Below are 16,399 nucleotides of genomic sequence, written 5' to 3'. Positions count from 1 at the left end.
GCCCGTCGGCGTTCCGCCCGGGGCGTGTCCGGGGTCGTGCCCGGGGGTTGTGTCCGGGGCGTGGCAGGGTCGCGCCCGGGGGTCGTGTCCGGGGCGAACGCGGCGCCGCCCGTACCCCGGTGGAGCGGGGGGTACGGGCGGCGCGTGCGGTGCGGTCGGAGGGTCAGAGCACCACGCGGACGCCGTACGTCCGCAGCCAGGCGTCCAGCAGCAGGGCGCGCGGCAGCCAGGGCGGCGGGGTGAAGGTGCCGGTGTGCCAGCCGCCGCCGTCCACCTGGGCGCGCAGCGCGTCGGCGTTCAGCAGCGGAAGGGCGGGCGAGTCGCGGTCGGCGAGCAGGGCGCGGACGGCCTCGCGGACCGCCTCCAGGTACTCCGGACTCTGCCCGAACGGGAAACCGCTCTTCTGCCGCCGCACCACCTCGGCGGGCAGCAGATCGGCGACCGCCTCGCGCAGCAGGCCCTTCTCCTGGCCGCCGAGCCGCTTGAGCGCCCACGGGGTGTTCCACACGTACTCGACCAGCCGGTGGTCGGTGAACGGCAGCCGGACCAGCAGGCCCGCCGCGAAGCTCATCCGGTCCTTGCGGTCCAGCAGGAAGGGCAGGAAACGGGTGAGCTGGAGGTGGAAGGCCTCGCGCAGCCGGCGGTCCGCGCCCGACTCGCCCGCCAGCCGCGGGACCTCGGCGAGCGCCTCGCCGTAGCGGGCGGCCACCTCCGCGTCCACGTCCAGGTGTCGGCGCAGCTCGGCGGAGAGCATCCCGCTGCGGTCGGTGATCCCGGCCGACCACGGGAAGTTGGCGGTCGGGCGGTCGGCCTCGGCGGTGAACCAGGGGAAGCCGCCGAAGACGTCGTCCGCGCCCTCACCGGAGAGCACCACCTCGGCGTGGCCGCGCACCTCGCGGAAGAGCAGGTGCAGCGAGACGTCGAGGTCGCCGACGCCGGGCAGGTCGCGGGCGCGCAGGGTGGCGCCCAGGTGGTCGAGCAGCGAGGGGGCGTCCAGCAGGATCTCGGTGTGCCTGGTGCCTACGTGGTCGACCACCGCCCGGACGTACGGGGCGTCCCGGCTGACGTGCAGGGCGTCCGCCTTGAAGTCGGTCTCGCTGCCCGCGAAGTCGACCGAGTAGGTGGCGATCTTGTCGCCGCCGGCCGCGGCCAGGCCGACGATGGCGCTGGAGTCCAGGCCGCCGGAGAGCAGGGCGCCGGGCTTGACCCCGGTGTCGGCGGACTGCCGGCGCACCGTGTCGGCGAGCAGGGCGCGCACCCGCCGGACGGTGGTCGCCTCGTCGTCGGTGTGCTCGGCGGCCTCCGGGGCCCAGTAGCGCCGGTGGCGCACGCCGTTCGGACCGGCGACCAGCAGCCACCCGGGACGGACCTCGTGCAGGCCGCGGTAGACGGCGTCGCCGGGGCGCTTGAGCGCGACGGTGAGGACGTCCACCAGACCGTTCGCGTCCACCTCGGCGGGCAGCCCGGCGGCCAGCAGGGCCTTCGGTTCGGAGCCGAACGCCAGCGAACCGTCCGGGAGTTCGGCCCAGTAGAGCGGCTCGACGCCGAGCCGGTCGCGGATCAGCACCAGCTCCTCGGTGCGGGCGTCCCAGATCGCCGCCGCGTAGCCGCCGACCAGCCGGTCGGCGGCGTCGGCGCCCCACTCCAGGTAGGCGCGCAGGACGAGTTCGGCGTCCGAGCCGTTGCGGATGCGGTGGCCGCGGGCGGTCAGCGCGGTGTGCAGCGGGCCGGGGTTGAGCAGTTCGCCGGAGAAGGCGATGACGGCCGGGGCCGGGTCCAGCTCGGGCGGGAACCAGGGCTGGGGCACGTCGTTGCGGGGCCCGGTGTGGAACTGGCGGTGGCCGAGGCCCGCGTGCCGGGCCAGCCAGGTGCCGCCGCGGCGCGGGCCGCGGTGGGTCAGGGTGTCGGTGAACTCCTGGACGAGTCGGGCCTGTTCGCGCACATCCCCGCTGCGCGACACCAGCCCGGCGAGGCCGCTCATGCCTCCACCCCCGTGGCCTGGGCGACCTGGGCCAGCGACTCGCGCACCAGTGAGGTGAGCGGCGCGGGCAGCCGGCCCCAGTTGGCCTCCTCGTTGAGGTCCAGGACCCGGGAGAGCTTCCAGCCCAGGTACTGGCCGAGCGAGGCCAGCGGGGGCAGCTTCTCCACCGGGTGGACGGTCACCGTGTACTCCTCGAACAGCGGGGCGAGGCGCTGCTCCAGCACCTTCGACCAGGAGCCGTCCGGGGTGCCGTCGGTGGTGACCAGGCAGACGAGGGACTTCCCGCGCAGCACCAGCATGTAGTTGAACACCGAGGCGCCGGGCAGGGCCTCGGCCCACAGCGCCTCCTCCAGGTCGTCCTGGCGGATGTTGTTCTCGGCGAGCAGCAGGACGTCCTGGGCCCGGCCGAGGGTGCGCAGGACGGGCAGCCGGATGCCGCACTCGCAGGGATCGGTCTCGATCCGGACCAGGTCGCCGGTGCGGTAGCGCAGCAGCGGGCGGGAGGGGATGTCCAGGGTGGTGACGATCAGCTCGCCCTGCACCGGGTCGGTGTCCGGGCCGAGCACGGTGGTGCGGTCGCCGTCGTCGATCTCCAGCAGGTAGCTCTGCAACTGCAGGTGCAGCCGGCGGTGTTCGCAGGTGACGGCGAGGGTGCCGGTCTCCGAGGAGCCGTACGAGCCGACGTAGGCGGTGCCGCCGGTGAGGCGTTCGAGGTGGCGCACGAAGCTGGGGCCGGTCTGTTCGGCCATCAGCAGCAGCCGGTCGAAGCGGGGCAGCGGCAGGCCGTTCCGTTGGGAGAACTGGGCCAGCTCCAGCAGCCGGGACGGCGGCCCGACGTAGACGTTGGCGTTCAGTTCGGAGATCAGGCGCAGCACCCGGGTGTAGTCGCCGGTGATGTTGTCCACCCAGGGGCGGAAGGACATCACCCCGAGGTACTCCAGCACCTTCTCGAACTGGTAGGCGGCGGGCGCGAAGGGGGCGTTGATGAGGATCAGGGCGACGTCGGCGGGCCGCAGCAGCCGGCCCCACATCTCGCCGATGTTGAGGGTGTTGACCAGCAGGTCGTCCACCGCCTTGGGGGCGGGGGCCGGGTCGCCGGTGGTGCCGGAGGACTCGTAGTAGTGCAGGAACTCCGACAGCGGGCGGGTGAACGCGCCGGCGCCGTGGCCGCCGAGTTCCTTCTTGCCGAGGAAGGGCAGCGCGGCGAAGGCGTCCAGGGCCTCGGCCGGGGTCAGCGGGGTGTCCGAGCGCAGCCGCTCGGCGAGCTCCCCGGCGAGGGTGCCGGCGTACATCGGGGAGCGCACGGCGGCGGCCAGCGTGGTGGCCAGCTCGGCGCCGTAGCGTTCGGCCGGGTCCTGGCCCTGCCAGGTGCGGTGGATCAGGGCGGTGTGGGAGTCCAGGCGCTCGGCGGCGTCCTGGCGTTGGGCGGGGTCGCGCAGTAGCAGCATCTTCGATAGCTCCTCGAGCTGTGGGAGTCACGGTCGGGGACGTGCCGGTGCGGGGGAACGGCGAACGGCGGGGGTTCGGGCGGCGAAGGGCGGGGGTTCAGGCGGCGAAGGGCTCCGGGAGCCCGGCGGCGCGGCGCAGCGAACCGTCCCGGACCAGGCCCGCCACGGCGGCGATGTCGCCGTCCATCCGCCGGTCGCGGTCGGTGAACGGGGCCTGCTCGCGGATCAGTCCGTGCACCTTCTGGAGGGTGGGCGAGGCCTTGCGCAGGCCGCGCAGCTCGACCGCCTGGGCGACGGCGAGCAGGTGGATCGCGGTGACCTCGCGGGCGAGCTCGACGACCGTACGGGCGTCGCGGGCGGCGATCGTGCCCATGCTCACCTTGTCCTGGTTGTGCGCCTCGGTGGAGCGGGAGAACAGCGAGGCGGGTGCGGCGGTCTTGAGCGCCTCGGCGGTGATCGCGGAGGCGGCGATCTGCATGCCCTTGAAGCCGTGGTGGAGCCCGGCGTGGGCGTCGGTGTCGGCGGCGGGGGCGATCAGGTTGGGCGGCAGGCCGCGGCTGAACTTGGGGTCGACCAGCAGGGCGAGCTGGCGGTCGAGCAGGTCGGCGGTGTTGGCGACGGCGGTCTTGAGGCCGTCCATGGCCTGGCCGACGTGGCCGGCGTAGAAGTTGCCGCCGTGGTGCAGCAGGCCCTCCTCGGTGTCGAACAGCGGGTTGTCGGTGGAGGAGTTGACCTCGGTCTCCAGCCAGGGCCGCACCCAGTCCAGGGTGTCCCGCAGCACGCCGGTGACGTGCGGGGCGCAGCGCAGCGAGTACGGGTCCTGGATGCGGTGCTCGTGGGTGAGGAATCCGCGGTCGCCCAGGCGTTCCTGGCGGTCGAGGATGCCCCGGTAGTCGGTGGCGAGTTCGGAGCCGTCGAGCAGGGCGCGGATCGCGGCGGCGGAGGCGAGCTGGCCGGGGTGCGGCTTCTGGCGGTGCAGGAACGGGTGGAAGTGCGAGGCGTTGCCGTGCAGCGCCTCCACGGCGAGGGCGGTGGCGATGTCGGCGGCGGCGGCGAGTTCGGCTGCGTCGTGGGCGGCGAGGACGGCGAAGGCGGAGGTGAAGGAGGTGCCGTTGATCAGCGCCAGGCCCTCCTTGGCGGCGAGCACCACCGGTTCGATGCCCTCCTCGGCGAGCGCCTCGGCGGCCGGGCGGATCCGGCCGCGGTGCAGCACCTCGCCCTCGCCGAGCAGGGCGTGCGCCAGGTAGCAGAGCGGGACCAGGTCGCCGCTGGCGCCGAGCGAGCCCCGTTCGGGGATGAGCGGCAGGATGTCGGCGGCCAGGTGGCGCAGCAGGGTGTCGACCACGACGGGCCGGATCGCGGAGGGGCCGCGCCCCAGGCAGTTGGCGCGGATCAGCTGGACGGCGCGGGCGACCTCGGGCGCGGCGGTCGGGCCGGTGCCGTTGAGGTGGTAGGTGATCAGGTTCCGCTGGAGCACGGCGGCGCGGTCGGCGGAGATCTGCCGCCCGACGGAGTCGCCGAAGCCGGTGGTGATGCCGTACAGCGGGATGCCGCGCGCCAGCCAGTCCTCCTTGAGGGCGACGGAGGCGGCCATCCTCCCGGTGGCGGCGGGGGCGAGGACCGGTCCGGCGGTGCCGGGGCGGGCCCGGGCGACGGAGACGATGTCGGCGAGGGTCAGGTCGTGGCCGGTCAGGGCCAGGGGAGGCGTGGTGGGCATGGGTCCTCGTTCCTGGGCGGAGCGGGCGGTCCGGTCGGAGGGGGCGGGGTACCGGCTGGCCCCAAGTCTCGGGATCGGACAGGTGTTCCGTCTTCGGGCGTCGGTACGGACCGGATCCCGTCCCAATGGCCGGGCGGCGGGCGGCGACCCGGCCCAACGGACGGGCCGTCGGACCGGGTCGCCGGGGCGTCCGCAGAGCCCCGTCACCACTCGACGGGCAGCGCCTTCGGACGCAGTGTCAGCAGGCCGCCGAGCCACTCGACCTCCTCGGCGGGCACCGCGAGCCGCAGCGAGGGCAGCCGGCGGGCCAGGGTGCCGAAGGCGACCTGGAGCTCCATCCGGGCGACGCCCGCGCCGGGGCAGTAGTGGGCGCCGTGGCCGAAGGCGACGTGCTTGGGGTCGGCGCGGGTGAGGTCGAGCCGCTCGGGGTCGTCCACCCGGCGGATGTCGCGGCCGGCCGCGTGCATCACCGGGATGACGCCCTCGCCCTTGGCGACCGGGGTGCCGGCCAGCTCCAGGTCCTCGGTGGCGACCCGCATGAAGCCGATCTCGGACGGCGGGGCGTAGCGCAGCAGTTCCTCGGTCGCGTTGTCCAGCAGGTCGGGGCGTTCGGTGAGCAGCCGCCACTGGTCGGGGTGGCGCAGCAGCTGGTACAGCGCCCGGGAGACCGCGCTGACGGTGGTGTCGTGGCCGGCGACCAGCAGGTTGATGCCGAGCCAGACCAGTTCGCGCTCGTCGAGGCGGTCCTCGTCGTCGCGGGCCGAGATGAGGGTGGAGAGCAGGTCCTCGCCCGGGTTCGCGCGGCGTTCGGCGACCAGCCCGGCGACGTACGCGGCGGACTCCTGGCGGGCGGCGAGCCGCTCCTCGGGGGTGTGGGCGGTGATGGAGACCAGCCGGTCGGTCCACTGCTGGAGCAGCGGGCGGTCCTCGACCGGGGCGCCGACCATCTCGCAGATCACCCAGACCGGCAGCACGGCGGCGAAGTCGTGGTGCAGGTCGGCCGGCCGGGGACCTTCGACCAGGCGGTCGATGAGCTCGTCGGCGATCTCGACCACCCGGGAGCGCCAGCGCTCGGCCTTGCGCGGGGTGAAGGCGGGGGAGATCAGCCGGCGCAGCCGGGCGTGGTCGGGGCCCTCCTGGTTGAGCAGGTTGTACGGGTTGTCGGAGAAGTCCTCGCCGGAGACGGTGCGCACGGCGCCCGGCTCGCGCAGCGCGGCCCGGGACAGCCGCTGGTCGGAGAGCGCGGAGACGACCTCGTCGTAGCCGGTGACCAGCCAGGCCTGGTCGCCGCTGGGCAGCCGGACCCGGCTGACCGGGCACTTGGCGCGCAGTTCGGCGAACTCGGCGGGCGGCTCGCCGTAGGGGGAGAGCGGAAGGGGGTAGGCGGTGAGGTCCTGGTCGGTCATCGGTCTGCCTCTCGGTGGGATCGCTGGGGTCGTGGTCGGGCGGTCGTGGTTCCGGTCGGGGTGGTACGGGTGCGGGTGCGGGATCAGGTGGTCGGGGCTTCGGTCAGGCGGCCGGTGTCCGGGTCGGGGGCGGGCGCCGGGCCGGCCGGGGGACCGGCCGGGGGGCTCGGGGGCGTGGCGTCGGTGGGGCGCCGGCGGGGTGCGGCGAGCAGCCGTACGGCCGGGAGCTCGACGTACCGGTGCAGGAGTCCGGCGAGCAGCCAGGCGGCGGCGAACGCGCCGAGCAGCAGCGCGGCGGCGACCGGGGTGGTGAAGGTCCGTCCGGCGCCGAGGGCGCGGTGGCCGTGGTCCAGGATCAGCCGGTGGACCAGGTAGAAGGCGAAGGTCCAGCTGCCGAGGGTGACCAGCGGCCGGGAGGTGAGGAAGGTGCGCCGGCCGGCCACGTCCCGGGCGGCGAGCGCGGGCAGCAGCAGGGCGATCGGGACGATCGCGGGGGTGGTCAGTCCCCACAGGAACGGCAGCTGCTTGGCCAGGAGTTGGGCCGGGATCAGGAGCAGGGCGGCGGGCAGGGCGCCGATCGGCAGCCGGCGGCCGGTGAGGACGATCCGGGCGAGCAGGATGCCCAGCACGAACTCCAGCAGCCGCACCGGCGGGAACACGTAGACGAACCAGAACTGCCACACCGAGCCGGAGCCGAAGGGCAGCGGGGGACGGTCCGGCAGCAGGGCGGAGGCGGCCGGGACGAGCAGGACCGCGGCGATCACCCCGGCGGTCCAGGCCCAGAGCCGCTCGGGGCGGATCTTCCGGATCCAGTGCACCAGCAGCGGGAAGGCGGCGTAGAAGAAGATCTCGCAGGAGATCGACCAGCTGACGTCGTTGAGGCTGGAGAAGACCTCGCGGTCCGGGTTCCAGGTGTGCACCAGGAACAGGTTGGGAACGGCCTGGCGGGCGGTCGCGGCGTGGCCGGCCACGGCGAGCAGCACCAGCGCGGCGGCCCAGGTGAGCACGTGCAGCGGGTAGATCTTGGCGGCCCGGCGGCGCCAGAAGCCGCGGGCACTGTGGTCGGGACGCGAGCCCCAGGTGATCACGAAGCCGCTGAGGACGAAGAAGCAGCTGATCGCGGTCCAGGCGCCGTTGGCGACGAGCCAGGCGTAGGCGTCGGCGACCCCCGCGTCGCCGAACGGTTTCTCCATGTCCGCGTGGAAGGCGAAGACCGGGACCACGATCAGGAATCTGACGCCGGTGAGCGAGGGCAGGCGGGGACGTCTGACGGATTCGGGCATGGGTGGGCAACTCCCCCGTGGGTAGGGCCGATATTTCTAAGGTTCGGCAATTATCAAACAATAGGAAGTCAACTCGCGGAGATGCAAGGGGTGTTGGAGGTCGCGTGGCGCAGAGATTGTTTGACGCTAGATGATTTGACTGCTACGTTCAGCCCACTTGATTGAGATGCAGACGATTGTCTGCCAGATGGATTGGGAGAGGGCCGATGCCGGACACGGCGCCCCGCACCCTCGGCGCGCACAAGGGGTTGGCACTCCTGGTGCTCTGCGCCCAGCTCTTCCTCGACTCGATGGACGTCTCCCTGATGGGTGTCGCCCTGCCGGAGATCAAGCAGGACCTCGGCCTCGGGCCGGAGACGCTGCAGTGGATCATCTCCGGCTACGCCGTCGCCTACGGCGGCTTCCTGCTGCTCGGCGGCCGAGCCGCCGACCTCTTCGGTCGGCGCCGGCTGTTCTTCTGGGCCACCGCCGTGTTCGCCCTGGTCAGCCTCGCCGGCGGGCTCGTCTCCGACGGCACCCTGCTGGTCGTCAGCCGCGTCATCAAGGGCGTCGCCGCCGCCTTCATCGCCCCCGCGGCGATGTCGATCATCACCACCACGTTCAAGGAGGGCCCCGAGCGCACCCGCGCGATGGGCATCTTCTCCCTCACCGGCGCCAGCGGCTACGCGGCCGGCCTGGTGTTCTCCGGCGTCCTGACCGAAGTGCACTGGCGGCTCATCTTCTTCGTCCCCTTCGTCGTCGCCTCGCTCGTCCTCGCCGTCACCAACTACGCCGTCGCCCCCGACCAGGCGCGCACCGGCGAACGGCCCGGCTTCGACGCGGCCGGCGCGCTCACCGCCACCGCAGGCGTCCTGCTGCTCGTCCTCGGACTCGTCCGCGCCCCCGAAGCCGGCTGGGGCTCCGCCGCCACCCTCGGCTCGCTGATCGCCGCCGTCGTCCTGCTGGTCGTCTTCGTGGTCATCCAGCAGCGCCGCACCGACCCGCTGCTGCCGCTGCGGATCTTCCGCTCGCGCACCCTGTCCACCGCCAACACCATCGGCCTGGTCTGGGCCTGCGCCACCATCGGCTGGCAGTTCATCGCCCTGCTCTACCTCCAGCAGGTGCTCGGCTACAGCGCCCTCCAGGCGGGCCTGGCGATCGTCCCGATGGCCGCCGCGATCCTGCTCGCCGTCAACCTCGCGCCCAAGCTGATCAACCGCTCCGGGCTGCGCCCGGCGGCCGTCCTCGGCCTGCTCCTCCAGGGCGGCGGCATCCTGCTGTTCCTGCGCACCGGCACCGACAGCAACTACCTGAGCGTCCTGCTGCCCGCGCTGATCGTGCACGGGCTCGGCAACGGCACCAGCTTCCTCGCCTTCAACATCGCCGCGGTCGGCGGCGTGAAGAACGAGGACCAGGGGCTGGCCACCGCGCTGGTCACCGCCGCCCTCCAACTCGGCGGCGGCATCGGCGTCGCCGTCGGCGCGGCGGTGCTCACCGGCGTCGGCGGCGCCTCGCCCTCGCTCTCCGCGTACCACTGGGCCTTCCTGGTCGCCGCGCTCTTCTCGGCCGTCGGGCTGGTCGCCGCCGCTCTCGGGCTGGGCGCGCCGAAGGGCGGGGACGCCGCGCAGACGCCGCCCGCCGAGGCCGCGCCCGCCGAGGCGCAGGCGCTGGCCGCCGACCTCCAGGAGGGCCGGGCGTGACCGCCACCCGGCCCGCCGCCACCGCCGCCACCGCCGTCGAACACCTCACCCCGGACGACCCCCGGCTCTCCTGGGACGGCATCAGCGGCCTGGCCCGGCACGAGGACCGCTGGATCCCGCTGCGCCTGCCGCTGGACCGGGTGGCGACCACCCTCTCCGCCGACTTCGCCCGCCTCGCCCGACTCCCGGCCGGTGCCCGCTTCGGCCTGCGCACCGACGCCGTCGAACTGGTCCTGGAACTGGACGCCGAACCCGGCAGCGCGCCGCTGGACGTGGTGGTGGACGGCGTCGTCGCCCACCGGTGGCACCCGGTGCCCGGCCGCCACCGGCTCACCCTGCCGCTGCCCGCCGGCGCGAACGGCCCGGCCGAGGTGGAGATCTGGCTGCCGCACCTCAGCCGCACCTGGATCGGCCGGCTCTCGCTGCACGGCCACCGGGTGCTGGAGCCGTTCGAACGCACCGGCCCGCGCTGGATCGCGTACGGCAGCTCGCTCACCCACGCGATGTTCCCGCACGGCCCGTCCGAGAGCTGGGTCTCCCTGGTGGCCGTCCGGCACGGCTGGCGGCTGCGCAACCTCGGCTTCGCCGGGGAGGCGTACCTGGACCCGCTGGTCGCCCGCGTCCTGCGGGACACCCCGGCCGAGCTGATCACCCTGGAGATCGGCACCAACGCCTACATCCGCAGCGTGTTCACCGCGCGCAGCTGGGGCTCGGCGGTGTGCGGCTTCGTCGAGACCGTCCGCGACGGCCACCCCGACACCCCGATCGCGGTGATCGCCGCGCTGCCCTCGGTGGAGCGGGAGAAGGCGGTCAACGCCGCCGGGCTCACCCTGGAGGGAATCCGGGAGCTGACCGGTGAGGCGGTCCGGGTGCTCCAGCGGCTCGGCGACCGGCGGCTGCACCTGGTCGACGGCCGCGAGGTGCTGCCCGTCGCCGAGGCCGACCGGGTCTACGCGGACGGGCTGCACCCGACCCCGGACGGCGAGCACGACCTCGCCGACCGGGCCGCGCCGATCCTCCGGCGGCTCCTGCCGGGCTGACGGCCGGCTCCTGCCCGCCCGGCGCCCGGATCCTGCCGGGCCGGCGGCCGCATCCTGCCGGGTCGACGGCCGCACCCTGCCGGGTCGGCGCCCGGCTCCGAACGACGGTGCCCCGACGGGACGTTCCCGCCGGGGCACCGCCGTGTGCCGGGGCCCGTCAGACCGCCGCGGTCCGTGCGGGCAGCCGGGGCACCGCCGCCAGCAGCTGCCGGGTGTACGGGTGCTCGGGGGAGCGGAACACCCGCTCGGCCGGGCCGTACTCGACCGCCCGGCCGTCCTTCATCACCAGCACCCGGTCGCTCACCTGGCGCACCACCGCGAGGTCGTGCGAGATGAACAGCATCGCCAGGCCCAGCTCGGCCCGCAGCCGGGCCAGCAGCTCCAGCACCTGCGCCTGCACCGAGACGTCCAGTGCCGACACCGGCTCGTCGCAGACCAGCAGCCGCGGCCCGGTGGCCAGCGCCCGGGCGATCGCCACCCGCTGGCGCTGCCCGCCGGACAGCGAGCGCGGCCGCCGTTCCAGGTGCTGCTCGCCGAGGCCCACCTGGGTCAGCAGCCCGACCGCCCGCTCCCGCCGGGCCGCTCCGCGGGCCACCCCGGCGACCGCCAGTGCCTCGGCCAGGATCCGCCGGACGGTGAAGCGCGGATCGAAGGAGGCCAGCGGGTCCTGGTGGACCAGTTGCACGGCGGCCCGGGCCGGACGGCGCTCGCGCTCGGGCAGCGCGCTCCACGGGCGGCCGTCCAGCAGCACCTCCCCGGCGTCCGGGGTCAGCATGCCCATCACCAGCTGGGCGGTGGTGCTCTTGCCGGAGCCGGACTCGCCGACGATGCCCAGGGTCTCGCCGGGCGCGAGCGCGAACGACACGTCGGCGACCGCGTCCCGCAGGCCGCCGTCCGGGGTGCGGTAGCGCTTCACCAGGCCCCTGGCGGTGAGGAGTCGGTCCTGCCCCCGCCCCTGGTCCTGGTCCTGGTCCTGGTCCTGCTTTTGCTTCTGCGCCTGCCCTTGCCCTTGCCCCTGTTCCTGCTCGCCGGCCGCCGGGGCCGGCCCCGGTCGGTCCGGATCGGGCGCGGCCGCCAGCAGCATCCGGGTGTACGGGTGCTCGGGCGCACCCAGCACCCGGTCGGCCGGCCCGCTCTCCACGATCCGGCCGTCCTTCATCACCGCGATCCGGTCCGCCAGCCGGGCCACCACCGCCAGGTCGTGGCTGATCAGCAGCAGGGCCGTCCCCTCGGTCTTCAACTCGCCGAGCAGATCGAGCACTTGGGCCTGCACCGTGACGTCCAGCGCGGTGGTCGGCTCGTCCGCGACCAGCACCCGCGGCCCCGCCGCCAGCGCGGAGGCGATCAGCGCCCGCTGGCGCAGCCCGCCGGAGAGCTGGTGGGGGTACTGCCGGGCCCGTTCGGCCGGCTCCGGAACCCCGACGTCGCGCAGCAGCTCCTCGACCCGGCGCGGCACCTCGGCCTTCGGCAGCACCCGGTGGGCGAGCAGGGGCTCGCCCACCTCGGTGCCCACCCGGCGCAGCGGGTCCAGCGCGGACAGCGCGTCCTGGAGCACCAGCGCGACGGTGCGCCCGCGCACCCGGCGCCACTCCCGCTCGCCGAAGGCGGCGGCGTCCCGGCCCTCGACCAGGAAGCGCTCGGCCCGGACGGCGGCACCGGGCGCGGTCAGTCCGACCAGCGTCCGGGCCGTGACGCTCTTGCCCGAGCCGGACTCCCCGACCAGCGCCAGGCACTCGCCCGCCGACAGCGACAGCGACACCCCGGCCACCGCCGCGGTCCGCTGCCTGCCGTGGCCGAACTCGACGCTCAGGCCCTCCAGTTCGACGATCGGGCTCATGGCGTCCGTCCTTCCAGGCGGCGGTGCAACTGACGGCCGAGCACGGTGATCGCGACCACCACGGCGGTGATGGCGGCCCCCGGGAACACCGCGATCCACCAGGCGGTGGACAGGAAGTCGCGCCCCTGGGAGAGCATCGCCCCCCACTCCGGGGCGGGCGCCTTGGGCCCGAGCCCGAGGAAGCTGAGCGCCGAACCCGAGACCACGGCGGTGCCGACGGCCAGCGTGGCGGGCACCGTCAGCGGCCCCAGGGTGTTCGGCAGCACGTGCCGCAGCACCACGGCCGCCCGGGGCACCCCCAGGGCCGTCGCGGCACGCACGTACTCCGAGCCGCGCACCACCATCGCCTGCCCGCGCACCAGCCGGGCGAACCCGGGAGTGGCCGCGATCGCGATGGCCAGCAGCGCGTTGCCGGTGCCCGGACCCACCACCGCGATCACCAGCAGCGCGAGCAGCAGTTCGGGCAGCGCCAGGAGGACGTCCACCGCGCGCATCGCCACCTGGTCGCCGATCCGGCCGGACAGCGCGGCCGGCAGGCCGACCAGCAGACCCGCCAGGACCGACAGCGCCGTCGCGCCGAGCCCGATCAGCAGCGAGTACCGGGCGCCGTGCACCACCCGGGCGTACACGTCCCGGCCCAACTGGTCGGTGCCCAGCCAGTGTTCGGCCCCCGGCGGGGTGAGCGCGGCGACCGGGTCGGCCGCCGTCGGGTCGGCGTGCGCGAGCAGGGCGGGCCAGGCGCAGGCCACCACCGCCGCCGCCAGGACCAGCGCGGCGAGCAGCACCCCGGGCCGCACCCGGGCCGCCCGCCCGCCGCCCGAGCGGACCGCCCGGGCGGCGGGCCCGGCGGCCGGCGCGGCGTCGGCGTCGGGGACGGGAGCGGGGGCGGGGGCGAGGGGGCCGGTCATGCCGCCACCTCCCGCACCCGGCCGGCGCCGCGCAGCCGGGGGTCGATCAGCAGGTAGAGCGCGTCCACCGCGGTGTTCACCACCAGGTAGACCGCGGCGGACAGCAGGATCAGCCCGATCACCACCGGCAGGTCGTGCCCGGTGACCGCGTCCAGCGCCACCCGGCCCAGACCCGGCCGGGCGAACACCGTCTCCACCAGGACCGTCCCGCCCAGCAGCCCGCCCACCAGCCAGCCGCCCAGCGTGATCGCCGGCACCAGCGCGTGCCGCAGCGCGTGCCGGCCGCGCAGCGCCAGCGGGCCGATCCCGCGCGAACGGGCGGTCAGTGCGAACGGCTCGTGCAGCGCCGACTCCAGCCCCTCCCGCAGCACCTGCGAGAGCAGTGAGCCGAACGGCACCGCCAGGGTCACCGCCGGCAGCACCAGCGACTGCCAGCCCTCCGCCCCGGCGACCGGGAACAGCCGCAGGTGGAAGGAGAACAGCGTGAGCAGCAGGACCCCCAGCCAGAACGGCGGGGTGGAGATCGCCAGCAGCTCCGCCCCGGAGGCCGCGCCGCGCACCGCCCGCCGCCGCCCGGCCGTGGTCACCGCGGACACCAGGGCGAACACCAGGATCAGCCCGAACGCCGTCAGTGCGAGCCCCGCGGTCGGGCCGAGCTGCTCGCCGATGATCCGGCTCACCGGCTGCTGCTGCTGGTAGGAGCGGCCGAGGTCGCCGCCCAGCAGCCGGCCCAGGAAGGTCAGGTACTGCTCGAACAGCGGGCGGTCCAGCCCGAACTCCCGGGTGATCTCGGCCCGGACGGCCGCCGAACCGGTGGTCACCGAGCCGCCGAGCAGGGTCGACACCGGGTCGCCGGGCACCAGGTGCAGCGCCAGGAACCCCAGGGTGGCCGCGCCCCAGAGCACCAGGACCGCACCGCCCAGCCGGTGCAGCACCGCGCGCGCGACCCGTGTCACTTGCTCTTCCAGACGCCGGCGAACTGCGGCCACGCGTTCGCGTCGAACGCCAGGCCCCGGACGAGCTGGGTGTGCCCGATCAGATTGGTGGTCACGTACAGCGGCAGCACCGTGCCGTGCTCCACCGCCCACCGCTCGGCCTTGGTGTAGTCGGCCTTGCGGGCGGCCGGATCGGTGGTCGCCGCGCCCGCCGTCAGCCAGCCGTCGAGCTCCGGGTCCTTGCTGAGCGACACGTTCTGGCCGCCGGCCGCCGGGGTGCTGGAGGAGAGGTAGAAGCCCGCCAGGATCGCCGGGTCGGCCCGCACCCAGGAGTTGTCCCACAGGTCGTAGTCGCCGCTCGCGTAGATCTTGAAGTAGGTGCCGTTGTCGATCGAGTCGCGGACCAGCTCGACCCCGGCCTTCTTCAGGTCCGCCTGGATGCCCGCCGCCAGGGTGTCGCGCTGGTCGCGCACCAGCGAGGCGATGTACGGCCAGTGCAGGGTCAGCCGCTTGCCGTCCTTCACCCGGTAGCCGTCCGCGTCCCTGGCGCTCCAGCCGGCCTCGTCCAGCAGCCGGCCCGCCGCCGCCGGGTCGTGCGGCAGCGCGTCCTTCAGCCCGGCCTCGTACGCCGCCGGGGTGGTCGGGCTCAGCGGGCTCCAGGCGCGCTCGTACTCGCCGAAGTAGATGCTCTTGACCAGCGCGTCCACGTCCACCGACCGCTGGACGGCCCGGCGCACCCGCTCGTCCTGCAGCGGCCCCCGGGTGGTGTTCAGGAACAGCGAGTAGACCACGCCGGGGTTCTGCGTGCGGTTCACCTCGATGCCGGTGGCCGCCCGCACCGTGCGCACCGCGGTGACCGGCAGCGTGGCCGCGTCCACCTGGCGGCTGGTCAGCGCGCCGCTGCGGACCGAGTCCTCGGGCAGGAAGCGGATCGTCAGCCCGTCCAGGTACGGCGCGCCCTGGTTCGCGGCGCCCTCCGGGGCCCAGGCGTAGGCGTCGTTGCGCTTGAACTCGACGTGGTCGTTCTTGACGTACTCGGTCTCCTTGAACGGCCCGGTGCCCACCGAGTTCTCGCCGCCCGCGCACAGCTGGTCCGCCTTCTCCGCCAGCGACTTCGGCGAGGCGATGCCCAGGTAGGGGGTGGCGACCGCCTGCAGGAACGGCACGTACGGCTCGGCGAAGGACACCCGGACGGTGTGCGGGTCCACCACCTCCGTCCCGGTGTACGGGCCGAGCAGGCTGGCCGCGTACAGCGACTTGGTCCTCGGGTCCTTGACGTGGTCCAGGTTGGCCTTCACCGCGGCCGCGTCGAAGACCGTGCCGTCGTGGAAGGTGACGCCCTCGCGCAGCTGGAAGGTGTACGTCCGGGCGTCCGGCGAGATCTGCCAGGACTTCGCCAGCCAGGGGTGGAAGGCGCCCTTGTCGTCCAGGTACACCAGCGAGTCGAAGACGTTGCGCTGGATCACCGCCGTCACGTCGCCGGGGCTGACGTGCGGGTCCAGGCAGGACGTGCCGACCGCCACCGCGTACTTCAGGGTGCCGCCGCGCACCGGGGCCCCCTCGGCGCCCGCCCCCGGCCCGGCCGGGCCCGCCGAGGAGCAGCCGGCGAGCAGGACGGCCGCCAGGCCGGCGGCGGGCACGGACGAGGGGACGGCGAACGGACGGCGGACGCGCCGGGCGGCGGGCACGGGTCTGCTGGGCATGGGTGACTCCTTGGTGGTGCCGGTGGAGGGCGTACGGGACCGCCGCCGGGCGCGGGCGCGCACGGCGGGGGAAGGGGAGAGGAGAGAGAGGAGGGGCGGATCCTGCGTCGGATCCCACATCGGATCCCGCGTCGGATCCGCTGCCGGGCCTCGCCCGGGCGTCAGGCCGAGGTGCGGCAGGCCGAGGAGCGGCAGGGGGCGCCGGGCACACCGGTGCCACGGGCGCGGTCGAGGGCGCGACATCGGCCACGGCTGCCCGGACCACCCGCCGACGGGGCGAGGCCCCGCGCGACCGGTGTCCTGCCACCGCTGCTGTGCACTGCGGCCTCCGATGCCTGCGCGTTCGCCCGTTTCGCGCACCAGGGTGCCCGCTACCGGCGGTTCCTGGCCACCGCGGCGTTCCACCCAGTGGAAGACGCCGTCCGGCGGGGCGCGTCACCCGGGGGAAGACCCCTCCGGGGG

General features: G+C 74.7%; 11 protein-coding genes. 2 read left to right on the top strand and 9 right to left on the bottom strand.

Annotation, left to right across the window (positions count from 1 at the left end; genetic code table 11):
• Positions 1–163 precede the first annotated feature (163 nt).
• From asnB to ACFVVA_RS38640, 5 genes are all read right to left on the bottom strand, one after another.
• Positions 164–1,981, bottom strand: a complete 1,818-nt coding sequence (gene asnB, locus ACFVVA_RS38660; protein WP_387695385.1) for an asparagine synthase (glutamine-hydrolyzing) — start codon at positions 1,979–1,981, stop codon at positions 164–166.
• Positions 1,978–3,429, bottom strand: a complete 1,452-nt coding sequence (locus tag ACFVVA_RS38655; protein WP_387695384.1) for a phenylacetate--CoA ligase family protein — start codon at positions 3,427–3,429, stop codon at positions 1,978–1,980. Before ACFVVA_RS38655 ends, asnB begins: the two co-directional genes overlap by 4 nt.
• 97 nt (positions 3,430–3,526) lie before the next feature.
• Positions 3,527–5,146: an aromatic amino acid lyase gene (locus tag ACFVVA_RS38650; RefSeq protein WP_387695383.1), complete on the bottom strand. Its 1,620-nt coding sequence runs from the start codon at positions 5,144–5,146 to the stop codon at positions 3,527–3,529.
• 203 nt (positions 5,147–5,349) lie between these two features.
• Entirely contained in the window at positions 5,350–6,552 is a 1,203-nt protein-coding gene (locus ACFVVA_RS38645; RefSeq protein ID WP_359908108.1) for a cytochrome P450, read from the bottom strand.
• Between the two features lie 83 nt (positions 6,553–6,635).
• Positions 6,636–7,835 carry an acyltransferase family protein gene (locus tag ACFVVA_RS38640; RefSeq protein ID WP_387695382.1) on the bottom strand — a complete coding sequence of 400 codons (1,200 nt, stop codon included), beginning with the start codon at positions 7,833–7,835 and terminating at the stop codon, positions 6,636–6,638.
• A 206-nt stretch (positions 7,836–8,041) separates the two neighbouring features.
• On the opposite strand from ACFVVA_RS38640, the gene ACFVVA_RS38635 reads away from it, so the two are divergent.
• Both ACFVVA_RS38635 and ACFVVA_RS38630 read left to right on the top strand, forming a co-directional pair.
• Positions 8,042–9,514 (top strand): MFS transporter, encoded by a 1,473-nt coding sequence (locus ACFVVA_RS38635; protein WP_387695381.1) that lies wholly within the window; start codon positions 8,042–8,044, stop codon positions 9,512–9,514.
• Complete coding sequence (locus ACFVVA_RS38630; RefSeq protein ID WP_387695380.1) at positions 9,511–10,554, top strand: SGNH/GDSL hydrolase family protein; 1,044 nt, start codon at positions 9,511–9,513, stop codon at positions 10,552–10,554. Before ACFVVA_RS38635 ends, ACFVVA_RS38630 begins: the two co-directional genes overlap by 4 nt.
• A gap of 157 nt (positions 10,555–10,711) precedes the next feature.
• Here the strand turns inward: ACFVVA_RS38630 and ACFVVA_RS38625 are convergent, their stop codons facing one another.
• The 4 genes from ACFVVA_RS38625 to ACFVVA_RS38610 are packed head-to-tail and all read right to left on the bottom strand — an operon-like array spanning position 10,712 to position 15,937.
• On the bottom strand, positions 10,712–12,391 hold the full coding sequence (locus tag ACFVVA_RS38625) for a dipeptide ABC transporter ATP-binding protein (protein WP_387695379.1): 1,680 nt from the start codon (positions 12,389–12,391) through the stop codon (positions 10,712–10,714).
• Positions 12,388–13,299: an ABC transporter permease gene (locus ACFVVA_RS38620; RefSeq protein ID WP_387695378.1), complete on the bottom strand. Its 912-nt coding sequence runs from the start codon at positions 13,297–13,299 to the stop codon at positions 12,388–12,390. The genes ACFVVA_RS38625 and ACFVVA_RS38620 overlap by 4 nt, the downstream gene beginning before the upstream one ends.
• Complete coding sequence (locus tag ACFVVA_RS38615; protein ID WP_387695377.1) at positions 13,296–14,255, bottom strand: ABC transporter permease; 960 nt, start codon at positions 14,253–14,255, stop codon at positions 13,296–13,298. The genes ACFVVA_RS38620 and ACFVVA_RS38615 overlap by 4 nt, the downstream gene beginning before the upstream one ends.
• The gene (locus ACFVVA_RS38610; protein WP_387695376.1) at positions 14,252–15,937 is read right to left on the bottom strand and encodes an ABC transporter substrate-binding protein; all 1,686 of its coding nucleotides are present in this window, start codon (positions 15,935–15,937) and stop codon (positions 14,252–14,254) included. Before ACFVVA_RS38610 ends, ACFVVA_RS38615 begins: the two co-directional genes overlap by 4 nt.
• Positions 15,938–16,399 lie beyond the last annotated feature (462 nt).

The sequence above is a fragment of the Kitasatospora sp. NPDC058048 genome (assembly GCF_042885555.1).
Taxonomy (GTDB): Bacteria; Actinomycetota; Actinomycetes; order Streptomycetales; family Streptomycetaceae; genus Kitasatospora; species Kitasatospora lactacystinica.
Note: the sequence above shows the minus strand (reverse complement) of the source record. Positions and strands in the feature narration are given on the sequence as shown.

What these genes read in the sequence shown, in the direction of transcription:
- ACFVVA_RS38610 (WP_387695376.1), bottom strand. Translation starts at nt 15,937, where the DNA reads ATGCCCAGCAGACCCGTGCCCGCCGCCCGGCGCGTCCGCCGTCCGTTC.
- ACFVVA_RS38650 (WP_387695383.1), bottom strand. Translation starts at nt 5,146, where the DNA reads ATGCCCACCACGCCTCCCCTGGCCCTGACCGGCCACGACCTGACCCTC.
- ACFVVA_RS38635 (WP_387695381.1), top strand. Translation starts at nt 8,042, where the DNA reads ATGCCGGACACGGCGCCCCGCACCCTCGGCGCGCACAAGGGGTTGGCA.
- ACFVVA_RS38620 (WP_387695378.1), bottom strand. Translation starts at nt 13,299, where the DNA reads ATGACCGGCCCCCTCGCCCCCGCCCCCGCTCCCGTCCCCGACGCCGAC.
- ACFVVA_RS38640 (WP_387695382.1), bottom strand. Translation starts at nt 7,835, where the DNA reads ATGCCCGAATCCGTCAGACGTCCCCGCCTGCCCTCGCTCACCGGCGTC.
- ACFVVA_RS38645 (WP_359908108.1), bottom strand. Translation starts at nt 6,552, where the DNA reads ATGACCGACCAGGACCTCACCGCCTACCCCCTTCCGCTCTCCCCCTAC.
- ACFVVA_RS38625 (WP_387695379.1), bottom strand. Translation starts at nt 12,391, where the DNA reads ATGAGCCCGATCGTCGAACTGGAGGGCCTGAGCGTCGAGTTCGGCCAC.
- asnB (WP_387695385.1), bottom strand. Translation starts at nt 1,981, where the DNA reads ATGAGCGGCCTCGCCGGGCTGGTGTCGCGCAGCGGGGATGTGCGCGAA.
- ACFVVA_RS38655 (WP_387695384.1), bottom strand. Translation starts at nt 3,429, where the DNA reads ATGCTGCTACTGCGCGACCCCGCCCAACGCCAGGACGCCGCCGAGCGC.